10 protein-coding genes are annotated in these 16,740 nt (G+C 69.5%); 8 read left to right on the top strand and 2 right to left on the bottom strand.

Going from position 1 to position 16,740, the window contains the following annotated elements:
- Positions 1 to 65 precede the first annotated feature (65 nt).
- Together AB0B86_RS04930 and AB0B86_RS04935 are read left to right on the top strand one after the other, a co-directional pair.
- Positions 66 to 4,802 carry an SDR family NAD(P)-dependent oxidoreductase gene (locus AB0B86_RS04930; protein ID WP_357415364.1) on the top strand — a complete coding sequence of 1,579 codons (4,737 nt, stop codon included), beginning with the start codon at positions 66 to 68 and terminating at the stop codon, positions 4,800 to 4,802.
- Positions 4,795 to 8,631, top strand: a complete 3,837-nt coding sequence (locus tag AB0B86_RS04935) for an SDR family NAD(P)-dependent oxidoreductase (protein WP_357402488.1) — start codon at positions 4,795 to 4,797, stop codon at positions 8,629 to 8,631. Before AB0B86_RS04930 ends, AB0B86_RS04935 begins: the two co-directional genes overlap by 8 nt.
- Before the next feature lie 33 nt (positions 8,632 to 8,664).
- On the opposite strand, the gene AB0B86_RS04940 is transcribed toward AB0B86_RS04935, so the two are convergent.
- Positions 8,665 to 10,026 (bottom strand): hypothetical protein, encoded by a 1,362-nt coding sequence (locus AB0B86_RS04940; RefSeq protein WP_357402486.1) that lies wholly within the window; start codon positions 10,024 to 10,026, stop codon positions 8,665 to 8,667.
- Between the two features lie 61 nt (positions 10,027 to 10,087).
- Positions 10,088 to 10,777, bottom strand: coding sequence for a response regulator transcription factor (locus AB0B86_RS04945; RefSeq protein ID WP_357402484.1), 690 nt, complete (start codon positions 10,775 to 10,777; stop codon positions 10,088 to 10,090).
- Positions 10,778 to 11,141: 364 nt separating this feature from the next.
- Here AB0B86_RS04945 and AB0B86_RS04950 point away from each other — a divergent pair, with 364 nt between their 5' ends.
- The 6 genes from AB0B86_RS04950 to AB0B86_RS04975 all read left to right on the top strand — a co-directional run bounded on the left by AB0B86_RS04950 (position 11,142) and on the right by AB0B86_RS04975 (position 16,721).
- Positions 11,142 to 11,762 carry a TetR/AcrR family transcriptional regulator gene (locus tag AB0B86_RS04950; protein WP_357402482.1) on the top strand — a complete coding sequence of 207 codons (621 nt, stop codon included), beginning with the start codon at positions 11,142 to 11,144 and terminating at the stop codon, positions 11,760 to 11,762.
- Positions 11,731 to 12,234, top strand: coding sequence for a transposase (locus AB0B86_RS04955; RefSeq protein WP_357415377.1), 504 nt, complete (start codon positions 11,731 to 11,733; stop codon positions 12,232 to 12,234). Before AB0B86_RS04950 ends, AB0B86_RS04955 begins: the two co-directional genes overlap by 32 nt.
- A 632-nt stretch (positions 12,235 to 12,866) precedes the next feature.
- Positions 12,867 to 13,754 (top strand): 3-oxoacyl-[acyl-carrier-protein] synthase III C-terminal domain-containing protein, encoded by an 888-nt coding sequence (locus AB0B86_RS04960; RefSeq protein WP_357402478.1) that lies wholly within the window; start codon positions 12,867 to 12,869, stop codon positions 13,752 to 13,754.
- A gap of 17 nt (positions 13,755 to 13,771) precedes the next feature.
- Positions 13,772 to 15,142, top strand: a complete 1,371-nt coding sequence (locus tag AB0B86_RS04965) for an ATP-grasp domain-containing protein (RefSeq protein WP_357402476.1) — start codon at positions 13,772 to 13,774, stop codon at positions 15,140 to 15,142.
- A complete protein-coding gene (locus AB0B86_RS04970) occupies positions 15,139 to 16,428 on the top strand; it encodes a type III PLP-dependent enzyme (RefSeq protein WP_357402474.1) in 1,290 nt (429 codons plus the stop codon). The genes AB0B86_RS04965 and AB0B86_RS04970 overlap by 4 nt, the downstream gene beginning before the upstream one ends.
- 26 nt (positions 16,429 to 16,454) lie before the next feature.
- Positions 16,455 to 16,721, top strand: coding sequence for an acyl carrier protein (locus AB0B86_RS04975; protein WP_357402472.1), 267 nt, complete (start codon positions 16,455 to 16,457; stop codon positions 16,719 to 16,721).
- Positions 16,722 to 16,740: the final 19 nt, after the last annotated feature.

Genomic DNA, 16,740 nt, shown 5'->3' on the forward strand with positions numbered 1-16,740 from the left:
CTGCCGAGGCGGTGCGATTGGGGAATGTGATGCACGAACAACCGCTACGTAACCACGATATTGCCGTGATTGGAATGGCGGGCCGGTTCCCCGGCGCGCCCGACGTCCCCACCCTGTGGGAAAACCTGCGTAACGGTGTGGAGTCGTTCGCCGAGATAACCGACGAGGACATCGCGAACTCGGGGTACCACAAAATCTTCGCCAACCATCCGGACTATGTTCGGGTGCGGCCCGTGCTCGACGACATCAAGGGCTTCGACGCCGGGTTCTTCGGCTACAGCCCTCGGGAGGCGGCGGTCGCCGACCCGCAGCAGCGCATCTTCCTGGAATGCGTACACGAGGCGCTGGAAGGGGCCGGGTACGGCCGCGCCGGCGAGCGGGGCCGGGTCGGCATCTTCGCCGGCAACAACGTCAGCACGTACATGATCGACAGGTTCAACGATCCCGAGACGTTGTTGCGGGTCGACCCGTACGAAATGATCATCGGGAACGACAAGGACGCGCTCACCACAGTGGTCGCCTACCGGTTGGACCTGACCGGACCGGCCGTCTCCGTGCAGACGTTCTGCTCGACCTCCGCCGTCGCCATCCACATGGCCTGTCAGAGCCTGCGTCGCAACGAGTGCGAGATGGCGGTGGCCGGTGGTGTCTGTGTCCGGGTGCCGGACCGGATCGGACACGTCTACGTCGAGGGTGGAATGGCCTCGCCAGACGGTCACATCCGCACCTTCGACGCGAAGGCCCAGGGCGGCATCTTCGGTGACGGGTCGGCTGCGGTGCTGCTCAAGCCGCTGCGTAAGGCGATCGCCGACCGGGACCACGTCCTCGCGGTCATCCGCGGCTCGGCGATGAACAACGACGGCGCCGCGAAGTTCAGCTACACCGCGCCGAGCGTGGTCGGCCAGTCGACGGCGGTGGCCGACGCCCTCGCCGACGCGGACGTCGCACCGGCCGACGTCTCCTACGTCGAGGCCCACGGCACGGCGACGGAGTTGGGCGACCCGATCGAGGTCGCGGCGCTGACACGTGCCTTCCGTGCCGCCGAGGTGGCCCGCTCCGGCGCTGACCTACGCGATCGGCAGTACTGCGCGGTCGGGTCGGTGAAGACAAACATCGGCCACCTCGACCGGGCCGCGACCATCGCTGGCATGGTCAAGGTCGTCGAGGCCCTGCGCCACGAGCTCATTCCCAAGTCGCTCAACTACGAGTCGCCCAACCCCGAGATCGACTTCGAGCGCAGCCCGTTCTACGTGGCGGGTGACCCGGTGCCGTGGCCCCGCCAGAGCGGCAGACCGCGCATCGCCGGCCTGAACGGCCTCGGCATGGGCGGCACCAACGTGCACATCGTCCTGCAGGAGGCACCGGAACCGGCGCCGCGCACGGCGAACGGTCGCAGCTGGCAGGTGCTGCCGCTCTCCGCCAAGACGGAGAGCGCCGCCGCCACCTACTGCGAGCGCATGGCCACCCACCTCGGTGGCGACCACCAGCAGGAACTCGGCGACGTCGCGTACACGCTCCAGGTCGGCCGAACCCTGCTGCCGCACCGCAGGGTCGTGGTCGCGAGCGACGCCGGGTCGGCCGCCTCCGCGTTCGGCATGCACGTCACACCCGACGCCAACCTGCTGGCCCGGCAGGTCAAGGTGCGGGGCACCCGCTCCAGCTTCCTGTTCGCCGGGGTGGGTGAGCACTACGCCGGTATGGTCGCCGAGCTGTACCGCACCGAACCCAACTTCCGTCTCCACCTCGACGAGGGTCAGAAGCTCCTCTCCGCGGCGGCGTCGCTGGAGGTGGTGCCGCTGCTGACCGGCGAACGACAGGCCGGTGCCGGTACGAACGACCTCGCCGCGCTGCTCGGCCGGCGCACCGGAGAGGCGACCGGGCCCAGCCCGTTCAGCGACACGCGGGTCGCGCAGACCGGCGTCTTCCTGGCCGAGTACGCGCTCGCCCGCACCCTCATGGACTGGGGCGTCGCGCCCGACCTGGTGCTCGGCTACAGCGTCGGCGAATATGTCGCCGCCTGCCTCGCCGGTGTGCTGACCCTGCCGGACGCCGTACGGCTGGTCGCCCACCGGGCCGACCTGATCGCCGGCATGCCGCCCGGTGCGATGCTCGCCGTCGGCAAAACCTGGGAGGAGCTGAGCGCGCTGCGGGCGGACCTCGCCGAGCGCGACATCGACCTCGCCGCCATCACGCCGGGGCAGGTCGTCGTCGGCGGCCCGACCGCGGCCGTCGCCGAGCTGGCCGTCTGGTTGCGCGAGAACGGCGTGGTCTGTCGTGAGCTGGACACCACCCATGCGTTCCACACCCGGATGTTGGAGCCGGTGGCCGCCGAACTGACCCGGTGGATCGCCGACAACATCACGCTGCACCCGCCGACGCTGCCGTACGTCTCCAACGTCACCGGCGAGTTGGCCACCGCCGAGCTGGTCACCGATCCCGGCTACTGGGCCGAGCACATGTGCCGCCCGGTGCAGTTCTCCGCGTGCCTCGCCACAGCCTTCGAACGGACAAGTAACGCGTTGCTCGAAATCGGGCCGGGTCGGTCGCTGGGCGCGATGGCCCGGTCGCATCCGGAGTGCGACCGCGCCCGGTGGCCGTTCATCATCGCGACCATGCCGGGCGCCGGTGAGGACAGCACCTCCGGTGCCAGGGCCCTCGCCACCGCGCTCGCCGAGTTGTGGCTCAACGGCGTCGACGTGGACTGGGCGGCGTACCACCAGACGAACCAGGTGTGGTGCCCGGGCCGCGTGCCGCTGCCGACCTACCCGTTCGAGCGGCAGCCGTACTGGTTCAACGAGGACACCGTCGGCGGTACGCCCCTGCTCGACTCCGGTGACTCGAAGAGCCGCGAGGAGATGTTCAGCGAGTACGCGAAGCTCCCGCTGCTGCCCGAGCGGCAATGGCTCAACCTCCAGGTCTGGCGGGAGCGCGCACCGAAGCCCCCGATGACCGACCCGGGTAGCCAGTGGGTCGTCTTCACCGACGAGGGCCGGGCCGACGCGTTGGCCGGCCCGATTGTCGAGGCGTTCCACACCGGCGAGGCGCAGGTGACGCTCGTCCGACCTGGGGCGGCGTACGGGTTCGACGGCGAGGGGTACCGGATCAGACCCGGCAACATCGAGGACACCCTCGACCTGTTCGCCGCCCTGAAGGAACGGGGCTGCGTGCCGGACCGGGTCGTGCACATGTGGACACTGAGCGGGACGTCCGCGACCGAGGACATCAGCCGCGGCCTGCACACGCTTGTCGCCATCGCCCGCGCCGCGCACGAGGTCGGTTTCGGCGACTGGAAACTCGACGTGGTCACCGCCGGCACGTTCCAGGTCACCGGCGACGAGCCGATCGTGCCGGCCCGTGCCACCACCCAAGGACCGTGCACGATCCTGCCGGTCGAGTACGCCGGTGCCGCCGTCCGCCTCGTCGATCTGCGCGACGACGCACCAGCACCCGTCGGTGACGTACTCGCCGAACTGCGCACCGACCCCGGCAACCAGATCATCGCGCTGCGGTCGGGACGCCGGTGGATCCCCGACTTCGACGTCCTGGAGCTGACCGACGCCGACGAGGAGCCGCCGGTGCCGACCGGTCGGTTCCGCGAGGGTGGGGTGTACCTCGTCACCGGTGGCCTCGGCGGCATCGGCATGGCCCTGGCTGAGCGCATCGCGGACACCTACCGTGGCAAGCTGGTGCTGTTCGGACGCACGCCGGTCCCGGCTCGGGAGAGTTGGGACGAGATCCTGGCCGATCCCACGGTGAGCGCGGAGGTCCGGCGTCGGATCGAGGGTCTGCGCCACTTCGAGTCCAAGGGCATCGAGTTCGAACTGGTCTCCGGCGACGTGTCCGATGTCGAGGCGGTCCGGCGTGCGGTCGAGGCGGCCAGGACACGTTTCGGGGCGCTGCACGGCGTGTTGCACGCCGCCGGTGTGCCGGCGCTCGGCATGATGCAGTTCAAGACCGTCGACGACATGAACCGGGTGCTCGCGTCGAAGGTCGGCGGGACGCTCGCGCTGGCCGAGGTGCTGCGCGACGAGCCACTCGACTTCCTGGTGCTGTTCTCGTCGGTGGCCTCGTGGACCGGTGCGCTCGGACAGGCCGACTACTCCGCCGCGAACTCCTTTCTCGACGCGTTCGCCCGCAGCGGGGCACTGCCCCAGGCGAAGGTCGTGTCGATCGGGTGGGGTGAGTGGACGTGGAACGGCTGGGCCGACGGCCTGGAGGGCTACGAACCCGTCCTACGCGAGTTGTACATCCACCACCGCAAGGTGTTCGGTATCGGGTTCGACGCCGGGTGGCGCTGCCTGCAACAGATCCTCGATCGCCCGGAGCCGTACCTGGTCGTCAACACCCAGGACTTCGCGGCCTCGGTGGAGGGCAGCCGCAGCTACACCGTCCACGACCTGCAGGCGGGGGCGCGCAAGGGCCGGGGTGAAGCCCGGTATCCGCGACCTGATCTGTCCACTCCGTTTCTGGCGCCGTCGAACGAGACGGAGGCCACCATCGCGGACCTCTGGGCCGAGTGGATCGGTATCGAACAGGTCGGTCTGCACGACAACTTCTTTGACCTCGGTGGTAACTCGTTGATCGGTGTCGGCCTCATGGACGCGATCCGACGCGCGCTGGATCTCGACCACCTTCCGGCCCATCTCCTCTATCAGGCACCCACCGTGTCGGCGCTCGCAGCCACCGTGACGAGCACCAAGGAAGAACCGACCAAGCAGGAGTCCGGCGACGCCCGGGCAGCGCAACGCCAACAGCGGCTCGCCCGTCGCCGGGCCAACGTCAAGGGATCCGATAATGAGTGACGTCGACTACGACTCCGCCGTCGCGCTGATCGGGATGGCCGGGCGATTCCCGGGTGCCGACAGCGTGGACGGGCTGTGGAACAACCTCCTCGCCGGTGTGTCCGGGCTGCGTGAGCTATCCGAGGAGGAGCTGATTGCCGCCGGGGTCAGCCCGGCACAACTCGCCGATCCGTCGTACGTGCGTACCAGCGGCAGCATCGACGGGTACGACAGGTTCGACGCGACGCTGTTCGGCGTCAGCCGGCGCGAGGCGGAGACCATGGATCCGCAGCACCGGCTGTTTCTCGAGTGCTGCTACGCCGCACTGGAGAACGCGGGCTATCCGCCCACCCGGATGCCGGGACGGGTCGGTGTCTTCGGCGGCTGCGGCTTCCCGGAGTACCTGTGGAACGTGATGAGCCTCGGCGCGGAAGCCGGTGGCGCCCTGATGCTCGGGATCGGCACCGAGCGCGACTCGTTCACCTCTCAGGTGTCGTACAAGTTGAACCTGAGCGGACCCAGCGTCACGGTCCAGACCTTCTGCTCCTCGTCGCTGGTGGCCGTCCACCTCGGGGTCCAGGCGCTGCTGAACTTCGAGTGCGAGTACGTCCTCGCCGGCGGCTCGTTCATTCCCCTGCCGCAGGACACCGGATACATGTTCGAGGAGGGCAGCATCTACTCCCCGGACGGCAAGATCCGTGCCTTCGACGCTGGCGCCCGAGGCAGCGTCGCGGCGAGCGGCGTCTCCACTGTGGTGCTCAAGCGGCTCGCCGACGCGATCGCCGACGGCGACCACATCACCGCTGTGGTCCTCGGCTCGGCGGTCAACAACGATGGCAGCGCCTGCGCGGGCTACACCGCCCCTGGCGTCGACGGTCAGGCCACGGTCATCGCGGACGCGATCAGCTTCGCCGGTGTCGAGCCCCGGTCCATCGGCTACGTGGAGTGCCACGGCACCGGCACGGTGCTCGGTGACTCCATCGAGCTGGCGGCCATGGCGCGGGTCTTCCCGGACCGCCCGGACAACCAGTTGGTGCTCGGCTCGCTCAAGGCATCCATCGGTCACCTCGATCGGGCGGCCGGCACGTCGAGCCTCATCCGGGCCGCGCTGGCGGTACGCCACGGCGTACTGCCCGGCACCCCCAACTTCTCCACGCCGAACTCGGCGCTGACCGCGGAACGCAAGAAGTTCACAGTGCGGACCGAGACGCAGCCCTGGCCGGAGAATGGCGAGCCGCGGCGGGCGGGGGTGAGCTCGTTCGGTCTCGGCGGCACTAACTCGCACGTGGTGATCGAGGAACCGCCTACCCTGCCGCCGGCACCCGAGCGCCCCGGTCCCCATCTGCTGACCGTCTCCGCCCGGGATGACGCCGCCGTGCAGCAGGCCGCCGCGGACCTGGCCACTCACCTGGACCGGTCTCCCGCGCTCAACATCGCCGACGTGGCGTACACCCTGCAACAGTCCCGGTCGTACTTCCCGGTCCGGCGCGCCGTCGTCTGCGACGACCTGCCGGACGGACGGGACGGGCTCGCCGAGACGGCCACCGACATCGTCGGTGAGGTGCGCCAACGGGTTACGCAGGTGGCGCTGACGCTGCCCGACCCGGCAGCGGTCGACCTCGCCTGGTGCGCCACCGTGCGGTCCGCCGCCGGCCGGCTCACCGGAACCGACCAGCCGCCTGCCGATGCGACGCTGTACGAGGCGGCGCTCGCCGTCGCGCACGCGTTGCGCCACGTGGGTCTGTCGGTCGGGCGGATCAGCGGCCCGGACAGCGCCGCCGAGCAGGTCGCGAAGCTCGCCGTCGAGCTGGGCCTCAACCAGGACACCGAGTGCCAGGCCGAGGTGGCCCTGGCGCCGGACGGCGCGTCGACGGCCCACTGGCTGCACCGGGTGATCGCCCGACTCTGGTGTGCCGGCGCGGAACCACACTGGGCCGCGTTGCACACCGGTAGTCCCCGGCGCGTGCCGCTGCCCACGTATCCGTTCCAGCGCAAGCGGTTCTGGGTCGAACGGCAGTCGGGATTCGACCCGGCAGCCGCGGCGGAACCCGATGGGCGGGTCGACGATCTCGACTCCTGGACGTACCTCCCGACGTGGCGCAGCGCACCCCTGCCGGTCGAGAACCGGACGGAGAGTCTGCGCTCGGTGGGTCCATGGCTCGTGCTCTCCGATGACCAACGAGGTGAGGCGATCGCAGCCCACCTGCGTGAGATCGGGGCCGACGTGGCCGTCGCCCGCATCGGTCCCGGGTTCCGGGACGTCGGCAACGGTGACTACGAGGTGAAGGCCGACTGCGCCGACGACCTGGGCCAACTGCTCTCCTCCCGCGCCGCCATCCCACGCACCGTGGTCCTCGCCCACACCCTCGGTGACCGCACCGACGAGGTCACCCGAGACCAGGCCGCCGGCTACGACGCGGCGGTCGCGGTGACCATCGCGTACTCCAGGGAGGCGCCGGACATCGAGCTGAACCTGCTCGCCGTGACCGCGGGGGCGGTGGGGTTCGCGGGCGTCGCGCCCACCCGGCCGGCCCAGGCCGCGCTTGCCGGCCTACTGCCGACCCTGGCCCAGGAAAACCCGGGCTGGCTCGCCCGGCACGTCGATGTCGATGCAGTGCCCGGAAACCAGCGGGCCGTCGCCAACCAGGCCAGCGCCATCGTCGCCGAGGCGGTCGCCCCGTACCCGGGCCAGGTCGCGTTGCGGGGCACGAGCCGCTGGGTCCGGACGTTCACGCCGCTCGCGTTGCCCGAGCCGGAGCAGCCGCTGCCGCCCGGCTCACGGGTGATGATCACCGGTGGCCTCGGGTACGTCGGACTGCTCCTCGCCCGACACCTCGCCGTGGCACGAGGATGCCGGGTCGCCCTCGTCGCGCGCACCACGCTGCCACCGCACGCGGAGTGGGCACAGCACGCGACAGGTCAAACACGGACCGCGCAGATCGTGGCCACCCTGCTCGAACTCGAGGCGCTCGGCGCGGAGATCCTGCCCGTCGCCGCCGACCTCACCGACGGCGAGCAGGCCCGGGCCGCGATCGACGCGATCGACGCGCGGTTCGGCGGCCTCGACCTGGTGGTGCACGCCGCCGGCATCTCCGACCCACGCGCGTTCGGGCCGGCCCATCTCGTCGCCCACACCCACGCGGACACCCACTTCGACGCCAAGATCACCGGCCTGGCGAACCTCCGTACGGCACTGACCGGCCGTGACATCGCGGGCATCACCCTGTCCTCGCTGTCGGCAGTGCTCGGCGGTCTCGCCCTCGGCCCGTACTCGGCGTCGAACGCGGCACTCGACGCGTACGTGCTGCTGGCGCGCGAGCGCGAAGGCATCCGTTGGATCACCGTGGACTGGGACACCTGGGGTAAGTCGAACGGCGAGGAGGCTGGCGAGTTCGACATGAGCCCGGACGAGGCGGTGGCGGTCTTCGACCGGGCGCTCGCCGCGATCGACCAGGTCGACCACGTGGTCATCTCCACCGGCTCCCTGCCGGCCCGGTACCAGCAGTGGGTCGTCGAGCGGGGCGGCATGAGCGCGGCGCTCTCCGACGACGACGGCGAGCGTGACCCTCGTCCGGACCTCTCCACGCCGTACATCGCTCCCCGGGAAGGGACCGAGGTGCAGCTCGCCGAGGTCTGGTCGCGGGTGCTGCGCCTGGAGATGGTGGGACTCGACGACGACTTCTTCCGCCTCGGCGGCAATTCGGTGCTCGCCATCGAACTGGTCGCCCGCATCCGCAAGACGTTGAAGGTGCCCGTCCCGACCTCCGCCGTGATGGGCTTCCCGACCGTGCGTGGTCTGGCCGCCCAGATCGACGAGATGAGCGCCGACAGCGGGCCGACGGGCGGGTGAAGCCCTGTGGATCGGCGGCTGACCGGGTAGCGGTCAGCCGCCGATCCGGGTCACCGGGTAGGTGGTCCAGTCGTGGCGGGTCAGCTCGTCCAAGGCCGCGATCCACCGGTCCAGCAGGTCGTCGACGGCCGCCGGGTCGGCGATGGCCCGACGGGTCGTGGCACCGACGGTGAGCATCGCGCGCGGACTACCTTCGATCGGCGGCGCGTCCTCGATCATGAAGAAGTCGACGTCCGCGCCGGTGGGACAGATCGAAACGGCGGTACGGGTGGCGATCGCATCGCCGAGGCGCTGTCCGGCCTGCTCGCCGCCACTGAGCCCGCGTGGCAGGAAGACCAGCGCACACGACGGCCCGGATTCGTCACCATCAGACAACGCGTCCGACACCAGCGGGTACGGGACCCGCTGATCGGCGAGGGCCGCGAAGATCTCCCCGCGCAGAGCTGTGGCGTACTCGTGGATGGTCCCGGCCCGAGGTGGCAGCCGGAGCACCGCCTCGTTGGCGAACCAGCCGACCACCGTCTCCTCGGCCGTCGACTGGCGTCCGGCGAGGGTGGTCCGCAGCGCGAGCGGCACGGTAGCGTCGTCGGTGATCGCGGTCGCGAGGGCCAGGGCGCCCGCCGCCAGCAGGGAACCGCGTGCGGTGCGGACCCGCTCGCGCAGCAACCCGGTGATCCGGTCGTCGACGGCGAGGAACCGTTCGACCGCTTCGTGTGGGTCGGCGGGATCGTTCTCGACCCGTACCGGCCAGCGGTTCCACGCGTCGGCGATGTGCTCGCGCCGGCGGTCGATCGCCGCCGTGCCCTCGGGCCCGTTCGTCCACTCCGCCAACGCCCGCCGCGCCGCCGGGTACGCGTCGGGCGTCTCGTCGGTGTCCGCGCTGAGCAGGTCGGTCACCACGAGGTTCGCCGACCAGGCGTCACACACGAGCTGATCGAGGTTGACCACGAGCAGGTGCCGGTCCGGCTCCGCGCTGAGCAGGGTCGCCCGCACCAGTGGGTGCTCGCCGAGCGCGAACGGTCGCTCCGCCTCGAAGCCCGCGATGTCGTGCGCGATCGCCCATCGGGCGACCGCGCTCGGCGCTTCCACCTGCCGACGGAGCAGTTGGGGCTTCGCGCCGGTGGTGAGAAGGTGCTTGCCACCGTCGGTGAACACGCAGCCGAGCGCCGGGCGCCGGGCCACCAGACGGACGAGGCGGGCCTGTAGCTCGTCCTCGTCGACCGGGCCGCGGATCTCGATGCCGACCGTGAGGCAGTGCCGCAGGTGGCCAACCGGTCCGTGCGCGGCGATGGCCCGCACCCGTTCGCTCTGCGCGGCGCTGTCCGGGAGTTCCGGACCGTTCGGCGACAGGGCGGTCTCGGCGGCTGGGGTGGCCCGTTCATCTTCGGTCGACATGCGACCGACGCTGCCACAGCCGATATGGTCGATCAATGTCATAATGCTGTGTCATGCATCGTCAGGCGCTGCTCTGTACGGTTTCGGGATACAGCAGCCCGAGATCCATGGCCAGCCGTGTGAGACCGGCTTTGTTGACAGTTCCGGCCTTTTGCCGCACGCGGTGCACGTACGTGTCGACAGTCGCTTTCGAGAGCTGAAGCTTGGATCCGATCTGCCGGTGGGTGAGTCCCATCGCCACCATCGCCAGCACGTCGCGCTCGCGCGGCGTGAGCTTGTCGAGGGCCGCGCGGGGTGCCGGCGGAGGAGTGGTCTCGTCCTTGAACAGATCGTTCAGGAGTTGGCCAAGGTAAATGCCGCCGACCCCGACCGCGCTGATCGCGTCCAGGAGCGTCGCGGCGTCGACCGCCTTGCTGACGTAGCCGGCGACACCGACCTGAAGCGCCTGCCGCACGGTGTCGGGATGGGTGCGGGCCGACATGGCGAGTACGGCGTACCGCTTCGGCACGTCGGGCATGTCGTTGAGGTGCACGTCGCACGTGCTGAACGGGTCGACGAGGAGGACTACCCGTTCACCGCCGCCCAGAGCCGGTAGGTCACGCGTCGTCTGAGCTGCATCAAGCAAGGTGAAGGATTCATGGGCTCGTAACAATTCGACGGCGCCGTACATCGCAACAGAGCCGTCGTGGACAGGAACAACCTCTATGGTCAACTGAACCCCCGTGTCAGCCGAAAAGATCGTTGCGAACAATCCTCTACCCCCACCCCTGACGCAAGGGGTAGTCCAGGCGCGGGAAATGACTGTGACGTGTATCACACTACCAACTTGTGGCAAGCGCCCGTAAAGGCCAAATCCCTCTAGAGGAGAGATGTCGGTTTTTACGCTAAATAGCCGGGCGACTACTTAAGCCCGAAATCAGGGCAGAGGGTGAGACAGTGGGCGTTTTATGCGCCTATGAAGGAGGTGGTACGCACCGAAAGGGATCGGAGGAGGGTGTCCCGTCGACCCCCGCGTTCCCGGGATCGGCACCGCACTCGGACTCCTGGCGTCGAGTTCGATCTCTTGCAGTAAACGCCGTTGACGGAGTGAGTACTCACTCCGTAGATTGATCGGCATGACTGAGACGCCCAGCCGGCGCAGAGCGCCGGGGATGAGTGCGGAAGATCGACGCGAGATGATCGTGGCTGCGGCACTGCCGCTGCTGGTCGAGCACGGCTCGGCGGTGACCACCCTGCAGATAGCGAAAGCGGCCGGGATCGGTGAGGCGACCGTCTTTCGGGCCTTCGCCGACAAGGACGAGCTGTTGGTCGCATGCATGTCGGCTGCCCTGCGTAACGACCATGTTCTGGCCGAACTCGACGCGGTGCCGTTGGATCAGCCCCTGGCCGCCAGGTTGACCGAGGCGGCAGCGACCCTGCATGCCTACCTGGATCGGATGGGCGCGGTGACCGGGGCGCTGCGGGTCAGTGGCCGCCGAGGGGAGCGTCGAGGGCCGGTCGACAGCAGTGCGACCGGCGGTCGGGCAGCGGCGGCCGAGCGCACTGACCGGGCGGTGATTCGACTGCTCGAACCCGACCGGGCCGCGCTGCGACTGCCGATCGAACAACTCGCCGTCATTTTCCTCGGCATTCTCATGGGCCGTCGAGGAGGGCACGGCAGTGCGGAGACTCCCGTCGAGACGCTTGTTGACGTGTTCCTGCACGGTGTGGTCGGTCCGGCGTCGGCTGCCACATGAACCGCAGCCAGCGGATCTTGCCCTCCTTGCCGTCATGGCCGAAGTCTCCGCCGTGGGCCGTCCGGTCTGCTGGGCGGTCGACGTCACCACCGGCCTCTCCGCCCTGCTGTTGACCCTGCTGTGGCGGCGCCAGGTTCAGGGTCGCTACGTCTCCGGGACCGTCGCGTTCCACCTGGCCGCCGCCTTTGCCGGTGAGAACCAGACCGACGCCCGCGACGCGGTGGTCATCGCCCAGACCATCCGCCTGCGGTCCGACATCCCTGGACTTCTTATTTCGCGCCTTCGTGTGTCGGTCGCTTCGCGGGCTCGCTGCGATCGCTTGCCGAAGATCAGCCGGAACGGTGTCGGTCTTGAGGGTGCGGGCTTGACGCTGCCGCGAGTCGAGAGCCGAGTCATCCTGCCTTGTCGTCGAGCAGTTCGCGGCGCCACTCCGCAAATCGGCTTCGGAGTTTGTCCAGTGCTCGGCCCGTAACGCCGTACTGGGCGAAGTCCTCGCAATCGAGCCGGGTGGCTTGACCGAGCGCGTCGGCGAAGACGCGCCTGTCGAAACCACTGTCGGCGGCTCGGCGAGGGCGAGGAGGGCTTCATCTCTGTGGAGCGGCGATACGTGGACGGCGGCTGCCGAGGACAAGCATCGAGCGCCCTCGGAGAGCCCACGCAAGGCGGAATCGTGACCGGCTTCGGTTTCGATCTGCGGGGGCGTTCGCATTCGATGTGCGGCAAGACTGCGTTCGAAATCGGCCCCTCGTTGTTCGATTTGCGGAAACTCTGAGGCGTCTTGCAAGGAGTCTACCGCTATGTCGCGTGCCGGGTGAGTCCGGGAAAGTGTCCTCCCCGCACGAGCGAAGTTTAGGTGGCAGCCAGAGGGTGGGCCAGAGACCGCTCGGGGCAATCATGTGCGAGTGCACGCCCCGATACGACGCCGACAACGCCTCGGCTGAGGGCCCCCGGTCCTTGTCAGCGGTTGGTCAGCGACTCGTCAACGCCGCTCCGTAGCTTTTCGGCAACGACCCACGAAGGGATCGTTCCACCGACCCTCTACCGAGATCGGCCTGATTGCTCGTGACGTCAATCGTTGAGATAGCAACGTGTTGGCCCGCCGCCGTGGAGATAGGCGAACGCCAGGAGGCCCTGGGTCTGTCCGATGTCGAGCTCCGCCGATACAAGCGCGGTTTCGGCCTGCGCGAAGTGCTGTGGGAGCAGGAACGTTCCGAGGCTGACCTGTTGACATCGGCGGCGCGGTCCCTGTCCAAGCTGGAAGGGCAGCACGAGCGCGTCAAATACGTGGTACGCGGCCGCACGGTGCGCTCGCCGTCGCCGTACCCCCAGAGCCCCTTGCAGGACGTGCGCGCCGCGCTCGGCCTGCGGCACGCGCAGACGTTCGCGGTGACCGAGCACGCCTGCGCGTCGGGGCTGCTCGCCCTGGACCTCGCCGGCATGCTGCTGGCTGCCGACCCGGACCCCACCGCGCTGGCGCTGGTGCTCGCCGGTGAGAAGGCGGTCCAGCGGTACAGCCAGGTGGTCCCCGGTGTCGCGGTGACCGGCGAGGGCACCGCGGCGGTGCTCGTCTCGGGCAGCGGGTCCACCGACCGACTGTTGTCGTACGCCTCCGAGACCGTCCCGATGCCCGCCGCCGGCATGGTGATGGGCCACGACGACTACCAGGTGTTCCGCAAGACGTACGCACCCACACTGATCGGCGTCCTGCGCGCCGCGCTCGACGACGCCGCGGTGACCGTCGACGACATCGCGTTGCTGTTGCCGCACAACGTGAACCGGGTGGCCTGGATCGGCCTGGCCGCCGGGCTGGGCCTGCCGCTGGAGCGGGTCTTCCTGGACAACGTGCCGCGCACCGGGCACTGCTTCGGCGCCGACCCGTTCCTCAACCACTGGACCGTGGCCGCACAGGGGCTGCTGCGCCCCGGCGACAAGTACGTGATGACCTCCGTCGGTCTCGGCGCCACGTTCTCCGCGATGGTCTTTGAACACTGATGACGGAAGCGAGAAGAATGTCGCACGAGACACCCTTTGTCGAACGACTGAGGACCGCGGTCCTCGCCGACCGGGCGCCCCTGATCTTCGTGGGCAACTTCGAGGTCGAGGAGCAGTGGGCGCGAGGCGAGGTCGCCCTGCCCCGGCTCACCTCGGCGTCCGGTGCCGCGATGGTCAACCGCATGGACGAGTTCGCGGTGCTGCTGGGCGGCGCCGAGGATCACGTGATCGTCAAGGCGGCACCGGACGAGGACCATCTGGAGCACCTGCGCTCGCTGGGACTGCCGCTGCCGACCATCCACACGCCTGCCGAGCAGGATCCGATGCGTACGGTGACCAAGGACGCGCTGGCTGACAAGCGGCTGCAGGAGACGCTCGGCCGCCTGGGCGCCGCGGGCGCCCACCTGTTGGCACACGGCATGTCCACGGACGAGGAGCACCTGTCCCTGCGGGCCGGCATCGCCGCGGCCGCACCGGCCGCCGAGGTCTGCAAAGCGGTAAACAGCAAGGTGTACAGCCGTCGGGCCGCCGACGAGCTCGGCATCGTCCAGCCGCGCGGCTGGGCCGCAAGCAACCTGGCCGAGCTGGAGCAGGCATGCACGGAGGCCGCCGCGCTCATCGAGCAGGGCCGCACGGTAGTGGTCAAGGAGGCGTTCGGCGTCTCCGGCAAGGGCATCGCGGTGGTCGACAAGGTGGCCCGGCTGCGGCGCCTGCAGCAGATCATCGCGACCAAGGTCGAGCGGTCCGGCGCGGACCACGCGGCGTTCGTGATCGAGGAGTGGGTCAGCAACCGCGGCGACCTGAACTACCAGTTCACCGTCTCCCGCGACGGCGGCGTCCACTTCGACTTCGTCAAGACCGCGCTCACCGAGGGCGGCGTGCACCGCGGTCACCGGATCCCGGCACAGCTCGGCGACCGGCACCTGCAGATCGTGCGGGACACGGCGGAGGCGCTCGGCAAGAAGCTCGCCGCCGACGGCTTCTTCGGCGTGGTGGGCATCGATGCCATCCGCACCGACGACGACGGGCTCTACCCGGTGCTGGAGATCAACGCACGGAACAACATGTCCACCTACCAGGTGGCACTGCAGGAGAAACTGCTGCCGGGCGGTCACGCCGCGCTCGCACGCCACTATCCGGTACGCCTGCGTCAGCCCCTGCCCTTCTCCGGCCTCCGCACCGCCCTCGGCGACCTGCTGCTGACCGGACCCGGTGGCGAGGGTGTCGTGATCGCGAACTTCGCCACAGTGAACGCCGCCGCCGGTACGGCGGAGGAGTTCGACGGGCGGCTCTACACCTTCCTGGTGGCGCCCACCGCCGAGCGGCTGAGCGGGCTCGACCGGGCGATCAGCGAACGAGTCGACGAGATTGCGGGAGGCGGGCGATGATTCGCGAGTACGAAGTCCAGGGAATCGGGATCACCGAGCTCGCCGAGCAGTTCGGCACTCCGCTGTACGTCTACGACGGCGACGTGCTGAGCGAGCGGCTCACCACTCTCGCCGCGGCGCTGCACGAGCGCCTCGGTGTCGTCTACTCCCTCAAGGCGAACCCGAACGTCGCCGTCTGCGCGACCCTGCACCGGGCCGGCGCCGGCGCCGAGGTCTCCTCGCTCGCCGAGCTGCTCACCGCCCGGCGCGCCGGCGTCGACCCGCGGGACATCGTGTTCCTGGGGCCCGGCAAGAGCGCCGAGGAGATCGAGGCCTGCCTCGACCACGGGATCTACGCGATCATCTGCGAGTCGCCGGCCGAGCTGGAGCTGATCGACGCGCTGGCCGGGCGGCGCGGTACGCGGGCACCGGTCGCGCTGCGGGTCAACCCGAGCTTCCAGACCAAGGGCTCCGGGCTGACCATGGGCGGCAAGGCCCGCCAGTTCGGCATTGACGAGCAGCATCTGCTCGACGATCCGGGCCTGGCCGCCCGGTTCCCGCACGTGCGGCTGATGGGCGTGCAGTGCTACCTGGGCACCCGGATCCTCAGCGAGGAGTCGATCGCCCGCAACACCGAGCAGATCCTCTCCATGGCGGTGCACCTGGCCGGCGTGCTCGGCTTCGAGCTGGAGATGGTCGACGTCGGCGGTGGCCTCGGCGTCGCCTACTTCGACAACGAGCGGGACCTGTCGGTGCCCGACCTGGCCGCGCTGCTCAACCCGGTGCTGGCCGCGTTCGCCGACGCGCACCCGCGCACCCGGATGCTGATGGAACTGGGCCGCTACCTCACCGCGACGGCCGGCGTCTACGTCACCCGGGTCCGCTACACCAAGCAGTCGTACGGGGAGAACTTCGCGATCGCCGACGGCGGCACCAATCACCACATGGCGGCCGTGGGCATCGGATCGTTCGTCAAGCGCAACTTCCCGATCGTGGCGCTGACCGCGATGGACCGGCCGGCGACCGAGGCGTGGAACATCACCGGACCGCTGTGCACCCCGAACGACACCGTCGGCAAGAAGGTGAACCTGCCGCCGCTGAAGGCCGGCGACCTCATCGGCGTTCTGCGCTCGGGCGCGTACGGGCCGACCGCCTCGCCGGTGCTGTTCCTCAGCCACGGCTACCCCGCCGAGGTGCTGGTCCTGGACGGCGTCGCGCACCTGGTGAGCCGCCGCGACCAGCCCACCGACCTGCTGGCCCGCCAGCAACTACCCGCGCCGGCCGCCGTGGCCGTCGCGGGCACCTGATGCGACGAATCGAGAGAGGCCTTGTCATGACCATCGCAGCGCAGCCGAGCACAGACCGCGTCATCGACGTGGTCGCCGAGGCGCTCAGCGCAGTCCTGGAGCGCGACATCGGCGAGATCGACCGCGACACCAAGCTCTTCGAGGAGATCGGGCTGGACTCCACCGGCGTCCTGGACCTGATGATGTACCTCGAGGAAGCCCTGGAGATGCAGTTCTACACCGAAAACCTGGAGATGAGCCACTTCCTCACCGTCGGGGCGCTCGCCGACTTCATCCACACCGAGATGTCGTAGTCGTGTTCCGGACGACTGC

The sequence above is a fragment of the Micromonospora sp. NPDC049047 genome (assembly GCF_040649135.1).
Lineage (GTDB): Bacteria > Actinomycetota > Actinomycetes > Mycobacteriales > Micromonosporaceae > Micromonospora.